We start from the raw sequence: 14,610 nt of genomic DNA, 5'->3' as shown, positions 1-14,610 counted from the left end.
ATGATGTCATCGAATGAAGTAGTAGCTGAAACAGAGATTTTATTCAGGATATTGTGCGGCTGGCTTTAAAGTCCGGGCCACATACCGCCATCAAGCCTTAAATTAGAACCCGTTATGTAACCCGACAACGGGCTGGCCAGAAAGGTGATGGCGTCCGCTATTTCTTTGAGCGTACCAACGCGCGCCATGGGCACATTGGCATACAGGGGCAATACGGCCTGTTCAATATCTTCCCAGGGCGCGTCAGCTGAAAGCCCTGCATCTTTGGCCGTTTGACGAAACGCTTTTTCCAGGCTTGCACTATGAATAGTACCCGGTGAGAGAGTATTTACGGTTACGCCATCGTGTGCGACCGCTTTTGCCAGCGATGAGGTCATGGCAATAATCCCTGCTTTAGCAGCAGCATAATCCGGACGCCTGGCGGGAGGCATCAACGCTGCCAGGCTCGAAATATTAATGATTCTGCCCCATTTTTGTTCACGCATCCCAGGAAGAAAAAGATTAATGACACGTAAGGCTGAAAGGACATTTTTATCATACCCAGCCGCCCAGGTTTCTGGCAAAGAAGACGTCCAGTCCTCTGTGGGGCCGGAGCCACCCGCATTATTAACAACAATATCAACGGATTGTACAAGCGAACAGACTTGCTGATAAAGCAGTTGAATATCTGCCTCACGGGTTAAATCTCCCGTTACTGCGTACGCTTGTCCACCTTGCTTTATGATATCGCTGGCGATATTTTCAGCTTTAGCCGCATCCCGGCCATGTATAATAACGCGGGTGCCTTCAGCGGCAAGCCCTCTGGCTACCGCTTCTCCAATACCTTTGGTGCTACCCGTTATCAGAGCAATTTTGCCGTCGAGTTTCAGATCCATTACTGTTCTCCAGAATACGTGAAAAATCTATTGGAAAATAAACTGATGAATGAATCAATTACGCACCTGAAAGTGCCTGTAGGCGATGATGAGAAAACACGTTGTCTCGGACCAGAAGGTTCGGTCGCTTATGTCACGCAATGTTTAACTATTATTTCCGGCAGATGGACGCTACAGATTTTATTCAGATTATTTGCGGAGCCTGTGATGCGTCACTCGCAATTCATGAAGAGTATGCCGGAGATATCGCATAAAGTCCTGACTCAACATCTGCGCAAGCTTGAAAGTGATGGGCTGATAACCCGCACTGATTTTGGTGAACAGCCCCCGCGTGTTGAATACGCACTCACGCGTGCAGGCCATAATCTGATGCCCGTGCTGCTCTCAATGCGTGAATTCTCACGAGACAACCTGCCAAAACCGGGACAGGATTAATAGTGCAAAAAAATTGCACTATTGGCAGCAGGGAAATAATCACGCATCCTCAGTAAGGTCGTCATCACGCTATTTAATGCCATTACTGATGAGGAGTATCAAACGTAATTCTGCTTTGCTTAAAATAGTCGGCCGACGAAATAATCCACGCCCAGAGCGGCATCATTTTCATCATCATTTCTTCGCCCGCGTCCGTGGCCGTATAGACGACACGCGGTACTTTTTCCTGATAATCACAACGGGAAATAAGGCCGTCACGCTCAAGCGTACGCAGTGTGCGCGTCAGCATTCGTTGTGTGACACCATGCAGTAAACGACCCATTTCTGCATGGCGCAACGGTCCATGGGTGACCAGAATATGCAATATACCCAGCGACCAGCGATTGCCGGCGTGTGAAAGAATTTCACGCTTTAATGTTTCATCATCGTGACTCAACGCCTCACAAAATTGTCTGGAAAACTGCAGCAGGGCTTCGCGATTAGGTTCCATCTCTCCTCCGGTATCACGGGTGTACCTGATTGAATCAGGGTTTGTCCGCTGTCAGGATGACGGATATAACCTAAGGAGACAAGCATGCTACCCGTTGATCAACATGTCGAAAATATTCTTATCCTCGGCGCAGGAGAATTAGGCATGGCGGTGTTAAACACCATGGCTAAAAAAGTGCAGCAACATCCTCTGATTAAAATAAGTGTATTACTCAGAAGCGAGGCTGCGCATGCCACGTTCGGCCCACTTAAAACCCGGCTGGATGCGCTGCAAAAGCTAAATATCACTGTGGTGGAAGGCGACCTGCAGAAAAATAGCCTGAGCGAACTCTCAGCATTATTTCGTTCTTATGATGCCATCATTAATTGCAGTGGTTTTGTCGGCGGGCCGGGAACGCAGCTCAGAATCACTCAGGCCGTGCTGAAGGCGGGTGTCGCCCGCTATTTTCCCTGGCAGTTTGGCGTGGATTATGACGTTATCGGCAAAGAGAGTGGGCAACCGGTATGGGATGAGCAGCTTGAAGTTCGCCACCTGCTGCGCGCCCAAAGCAACACTGACTGGGTAATTGTTACGACCGGTATTTTTACCAGCTATCTGTTTGAACCCGATTTTGGCGTGATCGATGCCGGGAATAAAACGGTTTATGCCTTCGGTGACTGGAACTATGCCCTGACACTCACCACGCCAGACGACATCGGGCAGCTGACAGCCGATATCTTCTTTCATCAGCCCGCTTTTCAGAACGACATTGTTTATATCGCTGGCGATACGCTGACTTACGCAGAGCTGGCTGACCTGATGCAATCTCACTGGCAAAGCGCGGTCAGGCGAGTATTACTTAGCCGGGAAAGGCTACGGGAAGATGCAGAGCGTCATCCCCATGACACTGGCGCGGCCTACCGGCTGGCCTTTGCCCGTCCGGACGGTGTGGCATGGCCTAAACAGGAAACGTTTAATTACCGCGAACACATTGCCACCACCAGCGCCGCTCAGTGGCTGACGAACCAGCCAGCGAAGTCCTGAGAATTTCAGGCGTAGCGGAATGTCCTCAGGCGCAACGCCTGGCCTGAGGGCTATCGGGCCCTTCGCCTGAAATCCCGGCGCTTTGACAAACCGGCAGGTTGCGTCAATACTTTCCCCCGCACCGTTATCCGCCAAAATCAGTACCAGTCTAAAACAGAAAACCCGAGCTCCACGCCTGCCCTACCGTTGCAACCCTTCCCCAAGCATAGCTCATCTAATAAATTTAGGTGATTATATGTTTTTTAATTATTTTAATTGAAATTAATCATCTCCCTGCCGATAACGCCATTGCCATCAGGCAAAAGCGTGGACAACAACAACCAGGGAGATTCACCTTAATGAAAAAAATACGTGTTTTTTTGGAAGATATCAGAGTCAGCAGAAAACTCATGCTCGGGTTTGGTGTACTGCTTATCCTCAGCATTGCTGTAGCTTCCTGTGGCATCAAAAATCTGCACGACATCGCGGAACGTGCGGAAAAACTCAGCCAGTTGAAAGGCATCAACGATCAGTTCGCGCAGGCTAAAGATGCCCGCCTGCAATACGTAAAAACCCACGATGAAAAATTCATTGCCGACAACGAATCGCGACTGCAGGCGATTGAGGGCAGTATCAACCAGCTGAAAACCTGGCGATGGGATAGCGCGCAGACCGCGCTGATTGCCTCTCTGCCGGCTGCGATGAACCTTTATCGTCAGCATCGTGCAGAAACGGTGAACGAAGTGCATAAGCGCCAGAGCATTCTGCAGGCGCTGCGCTTCAGTGACGAAACCACGGCGGTTGCCGCGCTGGCCAGAAACTACGTCAGCACACAGCAGGATACGGCAACCGCGCTCAATGAAATCGCTAAATATCTGAATGGTATCAGTATTCGTGTAAAGCTGATGGCACTGGACAACAGTGAAGAAAACCGTCTGGCTTTGTCAGGCTTTATAGCTGAAACGATTCAACTCATTGACCAGGCACGACCACGCCTGAGCGCTGATGACAGCAACGCGCTGGATAAAATTGCCGTAACGCTGGCGGCCAGACGCGACAGCGTGCAGGATTACAACGCCTCCGCAGAAGAAGAAGTGGAAGCGACCCGCCAGCTTGCCATCGCGGGCCTGCATCTGACTAATACCAGTAATCAATTATTTACCCAGCAGCTGGCCGCCACGCACCAGGATATCGCCCGGGCAATCCTGTGGATGTCGCTGATCCTGGCGGCGGCTGTGGTAATCAGCATTCTGATTGCGGTGTTTATCACCCGGCAGATTACCCGTCCTTTAGCGGTAACACTGACCGTCGCGCGGCAGATTGCGCAGGGAGACTTGAGCGTACAGCTGCAAACTTCGCGTAAGGACGAACTGGGCGAGCTGATGCAGGCGGTCGGTGAGATGAGCAACGATCTGCGCGGCATCATTGGTAACATTCGCAGCGGCGTGATGCAGGTCAGCCACGCTTCCGCAGAAATTGCTGCAGGCAATAACGATCTTTCCGCCCGCACCGAGGAGCAGGCGGCCGCGCTGGAGCAGACGGCAGCCAGCATGGAGCAGTTAACCGCTACAGTGAAGCAGAACGTGGAAAACATTCATCACTCCAGCGAACTGGCGCGCGCCACTTCGGAGAAAGCCAATCAGGGCGGCTCGCTGGTCAAAGGCGTGGTTGAAACCATGGACCAGATCAGCGCCAGCTCCGGCAAAATCGCCGAAATCACCACCGTCATTAACAGCATTGCTTTCCAGACCAATATCCTGGCGTTAAACGCAGCAGTAGAAGCAGCGCGCGCCGGTGAGCAGGGACGCGGCTTTGCCGTAGTCGCCAGTGAGGTGCGCAGTCTGGCGCAGCGCAGCGCTCAGGCGGCCAAAGAGATCGAAACCCTGATTGGCGAATCGGTCGCGCGTATCAGCAGTGGTTCACAGCTGGTAGGTCAGGCCGGTAAAACCATGGATGAAATTGTACATTCCGTTGGCAACGTAACCAGCATCCTCGCCGAAATCGCGCAGGCATCCGATGAGCAGAATCGCGGCATTTCGCAGGTTGGCGTCGCTATCGTTCAGATGGACAGCGTGACGCAGCAGAACGCCGCGCTGGTGCAGGAATCATCGGCCGCCGCCAGCGCACTGCGCGATCAGGCGTCGACACTGGAAGGCTCAGTCGCGCGTTTCGTGGTGCAGTAAGCGGATTTTCACTGACAGAGAGAGCGGGCAGGATGCCCGCTCATGTCGGATCACGGCTCGTCAGCGGGCTGCCGATCACAGCGAATCCGACTGCGGAATGAAATAACGTTTGATGCGTTGTCCATATAAGCCAACCGCCAGCCCGGTAATAATCAGTACCAGCGCCACGATTTTCATCGGAGAAATAGCTTCACCAAATATCATCATCGAACCGAGAATGCCGAATACCGGCACCAGCAGCGATAATGGCGCGACGGTGGAGACAGGATACAGTTTGAGCAATGAATTCCAGATCCAGTAGCCTAATAACGTATTGGGATAGACCTGAAACAGAATGGACAATATCGCACGGGTATCCATATGACTGATTAATGCGCTATAGCCCGCGCTGCCATTAATTAATCCGTCCAGCAAAAAAAGCGGAAGCGGCGAAAAGGCGCTCGACCAGACCAGAAACGCGAATACCTGCTTCGTGCCGGCTTTTTTCATGATGATATTGGCAATGCTCCAGGCTATGGCGCCTGCCAGCACCAGCAGCAACCCTGCAAACGTCACCGAGCCGTCGGTAATAAACACAATGCTCATCAATCCGCTGCACGCCAGCACAAAGCCAGCGATCTGATAGCGGCTGAGCTGTTCTTTGAACACATAACTGCCGAGCAGCAGAGTGAAAAAGGCACTGAACTGCAGCACCAGCGAGGCGATCCCCGCAGACAGCCCGGTTTTTATCCCCAGATTCACCAGGCCCCACAAGCCAATGCCGAATACCAAGCCGTAACCAATAAGGTAGCGCCACGGGACGTCAGGTTTTTTAATAAAGAAGAGCGCCGGGATGGCACACAGCGTAAAACGCAGCCCTGCCAGAATAAACGGATCGATGGCGTGCAGCCCTAATTTAATCACCGAAAAATTAATGCCCCAGATGGCGGTAATACCGATGGCCAGCAGCAGGTGTGATAATTTCATGATTGACGTGTTCCATACCAGAGAATAAGTGCGCAGGCACTGACCAGTGCCCCGCCGCCGCACACGGCATACCATCCCCAGTGCGCATAGAGTTGAGTGGCAGTAATAGCGCCCAGCGCGCTGCCTGTCGCATAAAAACACATATAGGCACCGATAAGCCGGCTGGTGATAGCGGGTTTGCCGGCAATCAGCATGCTCTGGTTGATGACATGCACCGTCTGCACCGCGAAATCCAGCATGATCACACCAATAACCAGCAACAATAATGAGGCCTGCGCGAAGGCGATCGGGAGCCACGAGAGCGTTAATAAAGCCAGTGCGCATCCGCTGGCGCGCTGCCCGATTCCCCTGTCAGCCCAGGCGCCACTTCTGGAAGCCGCCAGCGCTCCGGCTATCCCAGCCAGACCAAACAGCCCTGTTTGCGTATGGGAAAGCGACATGGCCGTGAGCGGTAAAACCATGGAACTCCACAACATGCTGAATGCGGCAAAAATCAGCAGAGCCAGCGCGCCACGCTGACGCAACAAGGGCTCGGTGACAAAAAGACGCGGGACAGACCCCAGCAGTCCGGCCAGGGAAGTGGCTGTGTTCTGCGGACCGGCAGCAGGTATCACTTTTACCAGCAGCACGGTAATCAGCAGCATCAGCGCGGCTGAGGTCATATACACCGCCCGCCAGCCGGCGATATCGGCGATGATGCCAGAGACCAGGCGCGCCAGCAGTATGCCCATGACGATGCCACTGGTGACGCTGCCTACCACCTTGCCACGCTGAGCCGGTGCCGACAGGATAGCGGCCCACGCCACCACGGTTTGCGTCACCACCGCCATCAGCCCTACCAGCAGCATCGCCACCAGCAGCGCCAGCAAACTCTCTGCTAACGCCGCCGCGATCAGGGCCAGCACCGACAGCAGCAGGTGCGTGACCACCAGCTTTTTGCGATCAAAGCGATCGCCGAGCGGCACCAGCAAAAACAATCCTATGGCATAACCCGCCTGCGTTGCCGTGATGACCAGGCCGATGGTGCCGGGCGAAACCTGCAGCGTTGCGGAGATGGATTCCAGCAATGGCTGGGCAGAATAGACATTGCCGACAGCCAGCGCGCAGGTCAGTGAGAACAGAAAAATGATGTGAGGCGACAGCACTGAGGTCGTCGCCGGCGAAAGAGGCGCCTCAGAGGTTGCAGGGGTATCACTGGTGCAAGTCATGTTGCATCCTTATGTGGTTTTTTTTTGAAACCGATTTATTCTATAAGTAGCAGCGGTGGTTTTTTTTTGCAACTTGTTTTGCTGAAGGCTAAGCTGCCGTCAGTAAATCAGCAGAGTGAGAGAGAAGATGGCCAAACAGGAAGCGCTCAGAACCAGCGAATGCCCGGTCGCCCGGACCGTGGAGGTGATTGGCGAACGCTGGTGTCTGATGATCATCCGTGAAGCGTTTGATGATGTGCGCCGCTTCAGTGATTTCCAGAAAAACCTTGGGCTGGCAAAAAATATCCTGGCGTCACGGCTGAAACTGCTGGTCGAAGTCGGCGTGCTTGAGAGTTGTCCGGCGTCAGATGGCAGCGCCTACAAGGAATATTTGCTGACCGAACGGGGACGAGACGTCTTCCCAATCGTCGTGGCGATGCGCCAGTGGGGAGAGCGTTATCTGTTTGAAAAAGGCGAGACACACTCGGTTTTGCTGGATAACGCTAACGGTGAACCGTTACCTGAACTGGCCGTGTATTCTGCCCGGGGAGAACGACTCGATCCCGCCGACTGTCATCGCCGGCGCGTCATAGCCGGTAATCGCGCTGATCAGGCTTCGTCGATCGTGAAATAACCGGGGTTGAGGCGTCGCATCAAACCGATCCCGCTTGTTCAATCACCAGCACCCGGGCTACGCCCTGCGGATGTGCGACGTGTTCAGTGCCTTCGCTGGCATAAAAAATATCACCGGCGGTTAATCGTTGGGTTCTCACTTCGCCCGCTTGTTTGTAGAACATGTCAACGCAACCATCCATAACGGCAAACACCTCTTGTCCATCATTGATATGCCATTTATAGGGTTGATCGGTCCAGTGCAGTTTAACGCTGGTGTTATCAAAGCTGGCAATATGCTGAGACTCCCAGGCTTTGGAACCCGTAAATTCTCTGCTGCTGTAAAAATTCATGTTTGCGTCCTGTGTGCTGCTGCGGTGATAGCTCACACATGAAATAGCAAAAGGCAGCGCCGCGTACCAGATTCAGGGATTGGCTTGTCCTGATTTGGCACCAGCGCGTCCCGTTTTTGCTGCCGGGATGCCTGCTTAATGCACAATGCGTTCATTAAGCAGGCTATCAAACCGGTGACCGGAGGGCATAACTGCGCGGCGGCGTCGCTGCCGTTCAGAAGGGAATAAAATGGCTGCGAATCACCGTGGTGGCGTCGGTAAAATGCACCACATCTGCCATCACCCTTTTGGTTTGTTCGGACTCCAGCGCCCGGTTTACATCCTGCTGACAGGCAAACGTGTAAACACCGATGGAGAGCCAGCCGCTGCGGTCTGAAGCGGGATAGAACGCTTCCGCCGAAATGAGTCCATAATCCTGCCAGCACGCCAGCGCCAGCGGCAGGTGCGTGTGGGTATAATAGTCGCGGTCAAAGCGATGGGTTTCATCGCCGACGCACACCACCATCATCTGATGCATCCTTTTCTCCCGTTAACGCATGCCGCCAGACGCCATCATCACCTCGCCCGTCACCCATCCGGCATCGTCAGAAGCGAGATAAGCCACAATCGGCGCAATATCCTGCACCTGGCCAATACGGCCAAGCGGCGTCTGGCTTTCGTTCCAGCGCTGAAACTCCGATCCCATCGCGCCGGTGCTGTGCGTGCCTTCGGTTTCGATTAACCCCGGATTGACCGCATTAACGCGGATGCCGCGCGGACCGAGTTCGCGCGCCAGCACGCCGGTAATGGCATCAATCGCGCCTTTGCTGCCGCTGTAGATAGCGCTCTCCGCCAGAAATACCCGCGTCACAAATGAGCTGATATTGATAATGCTGCTGCCCTTGCCCAGATGTGGCACGGCGGCGCCCGTCACCAGCAGCGGCCCGAGCACATTGATGTCAAATTGCTTGCGATACAGCGCTTCGCTGCTCTCTTCAATCTTCGCAAACTGATACACACCGGCATTGTTCACCACGATGTCCAGCCGGCCAAACTGCGCGAGGGTAGATTGAATGAGTGCCTCAACCTGCGGCTGATCGGTGACATCCGCTGCCAGCGCCACCGCCGTGCCACCGGCAGCCTCAATAGCGGCGACCACCTTATCCGCCCCGTTTTTATCGGCGGCATAGTTGACGACGACCTTTGCGCCGTCGGCGGCCAGCTGGCGGGCAATCGCCGCCCCAATGCCTTTAGATGCGCCGGTTACGAGGGCGACTTTGTCCTGAAGCTTCTTCATGTTCTGCAATCCTCAATCAGTTCAGTCTGGATGATGCCGTTATGGTGATAGCTACAAAGTTGTTTGAGAACTGCCATTTTTGTATATTCGACGTTCATTTTTGAACGGGGCGAGCGCAATGGAATGGAGCGATGTACGGATCTTTCTGGCAGTGATGCGCAGCGGATCCTATGGCGAGGCCGCGCGCCGGCTCGGCGTCAGCCATCCGACCGTGGGTCGTCGCATTAAGGTGCTGGAAGCGCAGGCCCATCAGGCGCTGTTTCGCCGCACGCCGGATGGCCTGGTGTTAACTGATGCCGGTGACGCCGTGCTGGGCCTGGCGGAAAGCATGGAAAATGCTGCGCTGGCGATGGAGAGACGGCTTGCGGGCAATCACCCGCGGCTGGAAGGTATTTTACGCATCTCCTGTGCCGAGTGGTTTGCCACCGCCGTGCTGGCGCCGGTACTGAGCGAGCTGACACAGCGCCATCCCGCTATCGTGCCGGAAATCATCGCCAGCTACCGTTTGCTCAATCTGTCGCGGCGCGACGCCGACGTGGCTTTTCGCATTGTGCCTTTTACCGAGCCGGATATCGTCCAGCGGCGCCTGATGAGCATGCCCTATGCGTTATACGGCACGCCTGAAAATGCCCGCGCATTGCAACACGACCCCGCCTCAGTGGGGCTGATCCTGATGAATACCGCGCAAGCGCATTTTCCGGACGTCGTCTGGCTGCTCGATCAATTTCCACAGTCACGGCGGGCTTTTACCAGCACCAGCCGGGCGGTGCAGGCGCAGATGTGCCGGCGCGGCATGGGCGTGGCGGTGTTACCCCAGCCGCTGGGCGATGCCACCGATGGACTGCAGCGGATTCCCACCCCGCAGCCGCCGCCTTCGCGCGATATCTGGGTAGGCTATCATCAGGATCTGCGGCACATGGATCGCCTGCGCGCCATGCTGGATATCGCCGATGCGCTGCTGATTGCGAAGTAACTGTCGCAGGGATTAGCGCAGCAATTCAGGCGGGCCTCAGACCCGGTAACGGCTCTATGCTGCGCAGCGCATTTTCCATCAGTCTGGCCAGCAGGTTTTGCGCATTCGGTTCAGTCTGGCTGCCACTTTTTTGTTCCAGCGTAACGCCCAGCGCGCCCAGCGGCGGCAAAACATTGCCGGCGCTCACCAGATTAGCGGGCATGCCGACCCGCGTGCGCACGGTGATCCCCAGACCGGCCCGCACCGCCGCCCAGATGCCGCTCAGGCTATGGCTGACAAACACGATTCGCCATGCAATGCCCGCCCGGTCCAGACTGTCGATGGCGCGCGAGCGCATCAGGCAGGGATTATCAAACATCACCAGCGGCAGCGGTTCGCCCTGGCTTATCATCGCGCTGACGTCGCAGTCGGGGTGAGCGATCCACTCCAGCGGGAACTGGCCGATCAACACGCCTTTACGCTGCAGCGGTTGTGCCTGCCACAGCAGCGCCATATCAAGAGCATCGCTGTCCAGCGCTGCAAGCAGCTCCTGATTACGCGCCACGCGTGCGATGATCTGCAGCCCGGGATGGTGACGTGTAAATTCGCCCAGAATACCGGGCATCAGGGTGTCGCCAAAATCTTCCTGCATGCCCAGGCGCACTTCCCCCTGCAGCCCTACACCGCTGAAGGTGCACAGTGCTTCATCGTTCAATGCCAGCAGACGACGGGCATAACCCATCATCACTTCCCCCTCACGGGTTAACGCCAGATGACGCCCGCTTTTCACCACCAGCTTGCTGCCACATTGCTGCTCCAGCTTTTTCAGCTGGGCGCTGACCGCCGAAGTGGATCGACAGAGCCGCACGGCGGCCTGCGCAAAACTGCCACACTCCATGCCGGTGACAAAACTGCGCAACGCATCCAGATCCAGCGTCTGAGCTAACTTTTGCATGATCGTCCTGATTTATGGGATGAATGACGGTGTTTTATTTGATTTTCAGGATGGTTATGTTTCGCCACAATCGCGGCTGAGTCAATACGGAGAAACATCATGGCAAAAACACTCGATAGTAAAACGCTGGCGCGCATCGCGCCAAAGCTGGCCGAACTCAGTCAGCAGGTTCTTTTCGATGACATCTGGCAACGTGACGCGCTTACGCCGCGCGAACGCAGCCTGATTACGCTGGCCGCACTGACGGCGCTGGGGCGAGTGCAACAGCTACCGTGGCATATCGAATTCGCGCAACAAAATGGCCTGGCACGAGAAGAGATCGTCGAAGTGTTCACCCATCTGGCCTTTTATGCCGGCTGGCCGGCGGCAGTGTCAGCGCTAAGCTGTCTGGAAGAGGCGTAACCCTCATGCCTTTTACCCGCATCATACTGCGTCAGGGTTATAGCGACGCGCAATTAACGCAGATTTCCGACATCCTGCAACAGAGTCTGGAGGACGAGTTTGCCGTTCCACCCGGCGACCGCTTTCAGGTATTTGAAGAACTGCCGGCGCGGCTAAGGGTGTTTGATCGCCACTATAAAAGCCGCGGGCGTTCAGAGAATTTTGTTCAGTTCATGATTACTGCGGGCAAGCCGCGCAGCCGCGAACAGAAGCACAAGCTGTGTCGCAGATTGTGTCAGCAACTCTCGCAATCGCTGGATATCGATCCGCAGGATGTGATGGTGATTATTCAGTTTAACACCGTCGATGACTGGAGTTTCAGCGACGGATGTCTGATGTCCGAAGAAGCGCGTTTCCACGAGTAACATAGTCAGTATTGCTGGCAGCGCGGGTTAGCGCGCTGCCAGCAATCACTGTACGGCTTCAGTGATGGGCGGTGGAGATTAAAAATACCACCTCATTGACGACCAGCAGATTGCAAAGCGGCGCGCTGGCGGTCGCGCGTGAAGATCTGCCACGTCACCGCGTCGTCACTCAGGGTAAAAACAACCGTGGCGAGGGTATTTTCCTCATCCGGATCCTGCGGCGACAGGCGGTATATCGGCAACGCTGCATCCTGCTGATCCGATAAAACCGCCTTAGCCGCCGCGCCATCTACCGCCGTTTGCGTCGTCAGCCATGTCTCCAGACGCTGCTGGCGCGAGCCGGAACTGGCGGTGACCACCTGTTCGACGGCGGCAAGCTGCGGGTGAATAAGATGGTTAGCGTGCCCGAAAGGCGCAGTCAGTGGGATCACTGAACAGCCTGAGCCTGTCGCTTCAATACTGATCAGGCGGCTATCGCCCTGCTGCCCCAGCGTGTGGTGAAACGCGCCGGCGCGCGGCGTGGCGCTAAGTATGGCGATCGCTTCATCCAGCGTGGTCGCGTTCAGCGACGCGCGGGCAATGATCTGGCGCGGCACGCCATCCGGACGATGCTGTGCGCGAATGTTATTGACGGTGTTAACGATGCCCTTTTCATTAACGGCAAAAGTGTGACCGCAAAGTGATGCCGGATAGGCGAAGCTGGTGAACGCGAGCCCGTCATCGGGGGTCACGGTGACCAGCGCACAGTCCTCGCGCAGCTGGGGAAAACCATCTTCGTTGTGCGCAATGATCAACTCCCCGCTGGCACTTTTCCCCGCCACCGTGGTGCAACCATCCGAAGTTGAACGCACCAGATCGCCCCGGCAGTTCCACGCAAACACCTCGTCAATCGGTGCCTGTAATCCTTCAGCCAGTCCTTCCAGCTCCTGCCAGATCAGCGGGAACTGGCGCTGAACCCGCGCGCGCATACTGCGGATTTGCTGCGTATCTTTCATGGCGGTGACCGTTTGCCAGAGACGGGTATGTCTGAGTTTGTTATGCCAGGCATCACGGCCAAAGTCACCGAGTTGCTGACCAATAACAAAAGCCGAACCACGGAAGTCGAGTTTTTTCATAGCGTTATTTCACTTCATTTCAGGATACATGTTGCAAAAATTCTTTCAGACGCGGATTACGGCTGGCAGTCAGCAGCATATCAGGTGGCCCATCTTCGGCAATGGTACCGCCATCAATAAAGATCAGCCGCGAAGCCACATCGCGGGCAAAGCCAATCTCATGCGTCACAATCACCATGGTCATGCCCTCTTCAGCCAGCGAGCGCATCACTTTCAGCACTTCATGACGTAACTCCGGATCCAGCGCGGAGGTCGGCTCATCGAACAGCATCATTTTCGGCCTGACGGCCAGTGCCCGGGCAATCGCCACGCGCTGCTGCTGACCCCCTGAAAGTTCAGACGGATAGTGGCTGGCGCGATCGCGCAAGCCAACGCGCTCCAGCAGCGCCAGCGCCTGCTCGCGTGCCGCGGCTTTCGTTTGATGACGCACGCGAATCGGGCCGAACATCACGTTCTCCAGTGCAGTCAGATGCGGGAACAGGTGAAACTGCTGAAACACCATGCCGGCTTCACGGCGGATATCACATTCATTCGCATGCGGGTCGGTGATGTGCATTCCGGCGACCAGCAGCGTCCCGGATGAGATCTCTTCCAGTTTGTTGATGCAGCGTAACAGCGTTGATTTACCCGAGCCTGAAGGGCCAATAATCACCACCACCTCGCCAGCCTCAATTTTTAAATTGATATTATGCAGGACCTGCGTGGCACCGAAATTTTTCGACACTGCGTTAAATTCAACCATGCTCATAAAATATGGATCCTTTTTTCCAGCTGCTTCAGTAAAAAGCTCAGGCATAACGTCACCAGCAGATAAATCATGGCTACCGCCGTCCACACTTCCAGCGCACGGAAATTACCCGCAATGATCTCCTGCCCCTGACGCGTCAGTTCTGCCACGCCAATCACAATAAACAGTGAGGTATCTTTAATACTGATAATCCACTGGTTACCTAAAGCCGGAATCATGCGGCGTAACGCTAAAGGCATAATGACATACCACAGCGTACTGCGCTGCGATAAGCCCATCGCCAGACTCGCTTCTTTAAAGCCTTTATTGATTGAGAGGATCGCGCCCCGGGTAATTTCAGCAATGTAGGCACCGGAGTTAATCACAATGGTCACGATCGCGGCGGTGACGGGATCAATTCTTATCGGCAACACCATCGGTAGTGCAAAATAGATAAACATTACCTGCACCATGATGGGCGTACCGCGAATAAGCTCGACAAAAATAAGTGACAGCGTTTTGGCGATTTTTCCGCCCAGAGCACGGCAGGTTCCCGCCAGTAAGCCAATAATAAAACCGCCCAGCAGACCTGACAGCGAAATAATCAAGGTCAGCTGCAGCCCCTGCAGCAGTAGCGGCAGAGATTCCCAAATATATTTACTGTCAAAATTCATAA

The 14,610-nt window shown here is 55.0% G+C and carries 18 protein-coding genes; 7 read left to right on the top strand and 11 right to left on the bottom strand.

Annotated features, from left to right (window positions below; all coding sequences use genetic code 11):
- Window positions 1-65: 65 nt before the first annotated feature.
- Window positions 66-875, bottom strand: a complete 810-nt coding sequence (locus tag C1N84_RS20845) for an SDR family NAD(P)-dependent oxidoreductase (protein WP_021508844.1) — start codon at window positions 873-875, stop codon at window positions 66-68.
- Between the two features lie 45 nt (window positions 876-920).
- On the opposite strand from C1N84_RS20845, the gene C1N84_RS20840 reads away from it, so the two are divergent.
- Window positions 921-1,310: a winged helix-turn-helix transcriptional regulator gene (locus C1N84_RS20840; protein ID WP_264444747.1), complete on the top strand. Its 390-nt coding sequence runs from the start codon at window positions 921-923 to the stop codon at window positions 1,308-1,310.
- An 82-nt stretch (window positions 1,311-1,392) separates the two neighbouring features.
- On the opposite strand, the gene C1N84_RS20835 is transcribed toward C1N84_RS20840, so the two are convergent.
- A complete protein-coding gene (locus C1N84_RS20835) occupies window positions 1,393-1,800 on the bottom strand; it encodes a winged helix-turn-helix transcriptional regulator (RefSeq protein ID WP_058781023.1) in 408 nt (135 codons plus the stop codon).
- Between the two features lie 84 nt (window positions 1,801-1,884).
- Between C1N84_RS20835 and C1N84_RS20830 the strand changes: the two genes are divergently transcribed.
- Window positions 1,885-2,823 (top strand): aromatic alcohol reductase, encoded by a 939-nt coding sequence (locus tag C1N84_RS20830; RefSeq protein WP_264444253.1) that lies wholly within the window; start codon window positions 1,885-1,887, stop codon window positions 2,821-2,823.
- A gap of 389 nt (window positions 2,824-3,212) precedes the next feature.
- Complete coding sequence (locus C1N84_RS20825) at window positions 3,213-4,985, top strand: methyl-accepting chemotaxis protein (protein WP_264444255.1); 1,773 nt, start codon at window positions 3,213-3,215, stop codon at window positions 4,983-4,985.
- A 75-nt stretch (window positions 4,986-5,060) separates the two neighbouring features.
- Here the strand turns inward: C1N84_RS20825 and C1N84_RS20820 are convergent, their stop codons facing one another.
- Window positions 5,061-5,951, bottom strand: coding sequence for an EamA family transporter (locus tag C1N84_RS20820; RefSeq protein WP_394541854.1), 891 nt, complete (start codon window positions 5,949-5,951; stop codon window positions 5,061-5,063).
- Window positions 5,948-7,159: an MFS transporter gene (locus C1N84_RS20815; protein WP_264444258.1), complete on the bottom strand. Its 1,212-nt coding sequence runs from the start codon at window positions 7,157-7,159 to the stop codon at window positions 5,948-5,950. The genes C1N84_RS20820 and C1N84_RS20815 overlap by 4 nt, the downstream gene beginning before the upstream one ends.
- A gap of 127 nt (window positions 7,160-7,286) precedes the next feature.
- On the opposite strand from C1N84_RS20815, the gene C1N84_RS20810 reads away from it, so the two are divergent.
- Entirely contained in the window at window positions 7,287-7,772 is a 486-nt protein-coding gene (locus C1N84_RS20810; RefSeq protein ID WP_264444260.1) for a winged helix-turn-helix transcriptional regulator, read from the top strand.
- A 19-nt stretch (window positions 7,773-7,791) separates the two neighbouring features.
- On the opposite strand, the gene C1N84_RS20805 is transcribed toward C1N84_RS20810, so the two are convergent.
- The 3 genes from C1N84_RS20805 to C1N84_RS20795 form a co-directional block, all read right to left on the bottom strand.
- On the bottom strand, window positions 7,792-8,103 hold the full coding sequence (locus tag C1N84_RS20805; RefSeq protein WP_058781017.1) for a cupin domain-containing protein: 312 nt from the start codon (window positions 8,101-8,103) through the stop codon (window positions 7,792-7,794).
- Window positions 8,104-8,317: 214 nt separating this feature from the next.
- Window positions 8,318-8,620, bottom strand: a complete 303-nt coding sequence (locus tag C1N84_RS20800; protein ID WP_021508836.1) for an EthD family reductase — start codon at window positions 8,618-8,620, stop codon at window positions 8,318-8,320.
- A 12-nt stretch (window positions 8,621-8,632) separates the two neighbouring features.
- A complete protein-coding gene (locus C1N84_RS20795) occupies window positions 8,633-9,379 on the bottom strand; it encodes an SDR family NAD(P)-dependent oxidoreductase (protein ID WP_088517448.1) in 747 nt (248 codons plus the stop codon).
- Window positions 9,380-9,497: 118 nt separating this feature from the next.
- Here C1N84_RS20795 and C1N84_RS20790 point away from each other — a divergent pair, with 118 nt between their 5' ends.
- The gene (locus tag C1N84_RS20790; RefSeq protein WP_021508834.1) at window positions 9,498-10,352 is read left to right on the top strand and encodes a LysR family transcriptional regulator; all 855 of its coding nucleotides are present in this window, start codon (window positions 9,498-9,500) and stop codon (window positions 10,350-10,352) included.
- A gap of 25 nt (window positions 10,353-10,377) precedes the next feature.
- Here C1N84_RS20790 and C1N84_RS20785 read toward each other — a convergent pair whose 3' ends face one another.
- Complete coding sequence (locus C1N84_RS20785; RefSeq protein ID WP_394517718.1) at window positions 10,378-11,298, bottom strand: LysR substrate-binding domain-containing protein; 921 nt, start codon at window positions 11,296-11,298, stop codon at window positions 10,378-10,380.
- An 87-nt stretch (window positions 11,299-11,385) separates the two neighbouring features.
- Here C1N84_RS20785 and C1N84_RS20780 point away from each other — a divergent pair, with 87 nt between their 5' ends.
- Window positions 11,386-11,688 carry a carboxymuconolactone decarboxylase family protein gene (locus C1N84_RS20780; protein ID WP_021508832.1) on the top strand — a complete coding sequence of 101 codons (303 nt, stop codon included), beginning with the start codon at window positions 11,386-11,388 and terminating at the stop codon, window positions 11,686-11,688.
- Window positions 11,689-11,693: 5 nt separating this feature from the next.
- Window positions 11,694-12,092: a tautomerase family protein gene (locus C1N84_RS20775; RefSeq protein ID WP_021508831.1), complete on the top strand. Its 399-nt coding sequence runs from the start codon at window positions 11,694-11,696 to the stop codon at window positions 12,090-12,092.
- Window positions 12,093-12,184: 92 nt separating this feature from the next.
- Here C1N84_RS20775 and C1N84_RS20770 read toward each other — a convergent pair whose 3' ends face one another.
- From C1N84_RS20770 to glnP, 3 genes are read right to left on the bottom strand one after another with little or no spacing between them, the layout of a single operon-like run.
- Window positions 12,185-13,207, bottom strand: coding sequence for a C45 family autoproteolytic acyltransferase/hydolase (locus tag C1N84_RS20770; RefSeq protein ID WP_264444268.1), 1,023 nt, complete (start codon window positions 13,205-13,207; stop codon window positions 12,185-12,187).
- A 19-nt stretch (window positions 13,208-13,226) separates the two neighbouring features.
- The gene (glnQ, locus tag C1N84_RS20765; protein ID WP_031279957.1) at window positions 13,227-13,949 is read right to left on the bottom strand and encodes a glutamine ABC transporter ATP-binding protein GlnQ; all 723 of its coding nucleotides are present in this window, start codon (window positions 13,947-13,949) and stop codon (window positions 13,227-13,229) included.
- Between the two features lie 2 nt (window positions 13,950-13,951).
- Window positions 13,952-14,608, bottom strand: coding sequence for a glutamine ABC transporter permease GlnP (gene glnP / locus C1N84_RS20760; RefSeq protein ID WP_021508828.1), 657 nt, complete (start codon window positions 14,606-14,608; stop codon window positions 13,952-13,954).
- Window positions 14,609-14,610: the final 2 nt, after the last annotated feature.

The sequence above is a fragment of the Pantoea sp. SGAir0418 genome (assembly GCF_043529865.1).
The sequence above is the reverse complement of the archived record's forward strand: the minus strand, read 5'-3'. Positions and strand labels throughout refer to the sequence as shown.

What these genes read in the sequence shown, in the direction of transcription:
- C1N84_RS20810 (WP_264444260.1), top strand. Translation starts at nt 7,287, where the DNA reads ATGGCCAAACAGGAAGCGCTCAGAACCAGCGAATGCCCGGTCGCCCGG.
- C1N84_RS20815 (WP_264444258.1), bottom strand. Translation starts at nt 7,159, where the DNA reads ATGACTTGCACCAGTGATACCCCTGCAACCTCTGAGGCGCCTCTTTCG.
- C1N84_RS20780 (WP_021508832.1), top strand. Translation starts at nt 11,386, where the DNA reads ATGGCAAAAACACTCGATAGTAAAACGCTGGCGCGCATCGCGCCAAAG.
- C1N84_RS20835 (WP_058781023.1), bottom strand. Translation starts at nt 1,800, where the DNA reads ATGGAACCTAATCGCGAAGCCCTGCTGCAGTTTTCCAGACAATTTTGT.
- C1N84_RS20805 (WP_058781017.1), bottom strand. Translation starts at nt 8,103, where the DNA reads ATGAATTTTTACAGCAGCAGAGAATTTACGGGTTCCAAAGCCTGGGAG.
- C1N84_RS20845 (WP_021508844.1), bottom strand. Translation starts at nt 875, where the DNA reads ATGGATCTGAAACTCGACGGCAAAATTGCTCTGATAACGGGTAGCACC.
- C1N84_RS20840 (WP_264444747.1), top strand. Translation starts at nt 921, where the DNA reads ATGAATGAATCAATTACGCACCTGAAAGTGCCTGTAGGCGATGATGAG.
- C1N84_RS20800 (WP_021508836.1), bottom strand. Translation starts at nt 8,620, where the DNA reads ATGCATCAGATGATGGTGGTGTGCGTCGGCGATGAAACCCATCGCTTT.
- glnP (WP_021508828.1), bottom strand. Translation starts at nt 14,608, where the DNA reads ATGAATTTTGACAGTAAATATATTTGGGAATCTCTGCCGCTACTGCTG.
- C1N84_RS20775 (WP_021508831.1), top strand. Translation starts at nt 11,694, where the DNA reads ATGCCTTTTACCCGCATCATACTGCGTCAGGGTTATAGCGACGCGCAA.
- C1N84_RS20790 (WP_021508834.1), top strand. Translation starts at nt 9,498, where the DNA reads ATGGAATGGAGCGATGTACGGATCTTTCTGGCAGTGATGCGCAGCGGA.
- glnQ (WP_031279957.1), bottom strand. Translation starts at nt 13,949, where the DNA reads ATGGTTGAATTTAACGCAGTGTCGAAAAATTTCGGTGCCACGCAGGTC.
- C1N84_RS20770 (WP_264444268.1), bottom strand. Translation starts at nt 13,207, where the DNA reads ATGAAAAAACTCGACTTCCGTGGTTCGGCTTTTGTTATTGGTCAGCAA.
- C1N84_RS20830 (WP_264444253.1), top strand. Translation starts at nt 1,885, where the DNA reads ATGCTACCCGTTGATCAACATGTCGAAAATATTCTTATCCTCGGCGCA.
- C1N84_RS20795 (WP_088517448.1), bottom strand. Translation starts at nt 9,379, where the DNA reads ATGAAGAAGCTTCAGGACAAAGTCGCCCTCGTAACCGGCGCATCTAAA.
- C1N84_RS20820 (WP_394541854.1), bottom strand. Translation starts at nt 5,951, where the DNA reads ATGAAATTATCACACCTGCTGCTGGCCATCGGTATTACCGCCATCTGG.
- C1N84_RS20825 (WP_264444255.1), top strand. Translation starts at nt 3,213, where the DNA reads ATGCTCGGGTTTGGTGTACTGCTTATCCTCAGCATTGCTGTAGCTTCC.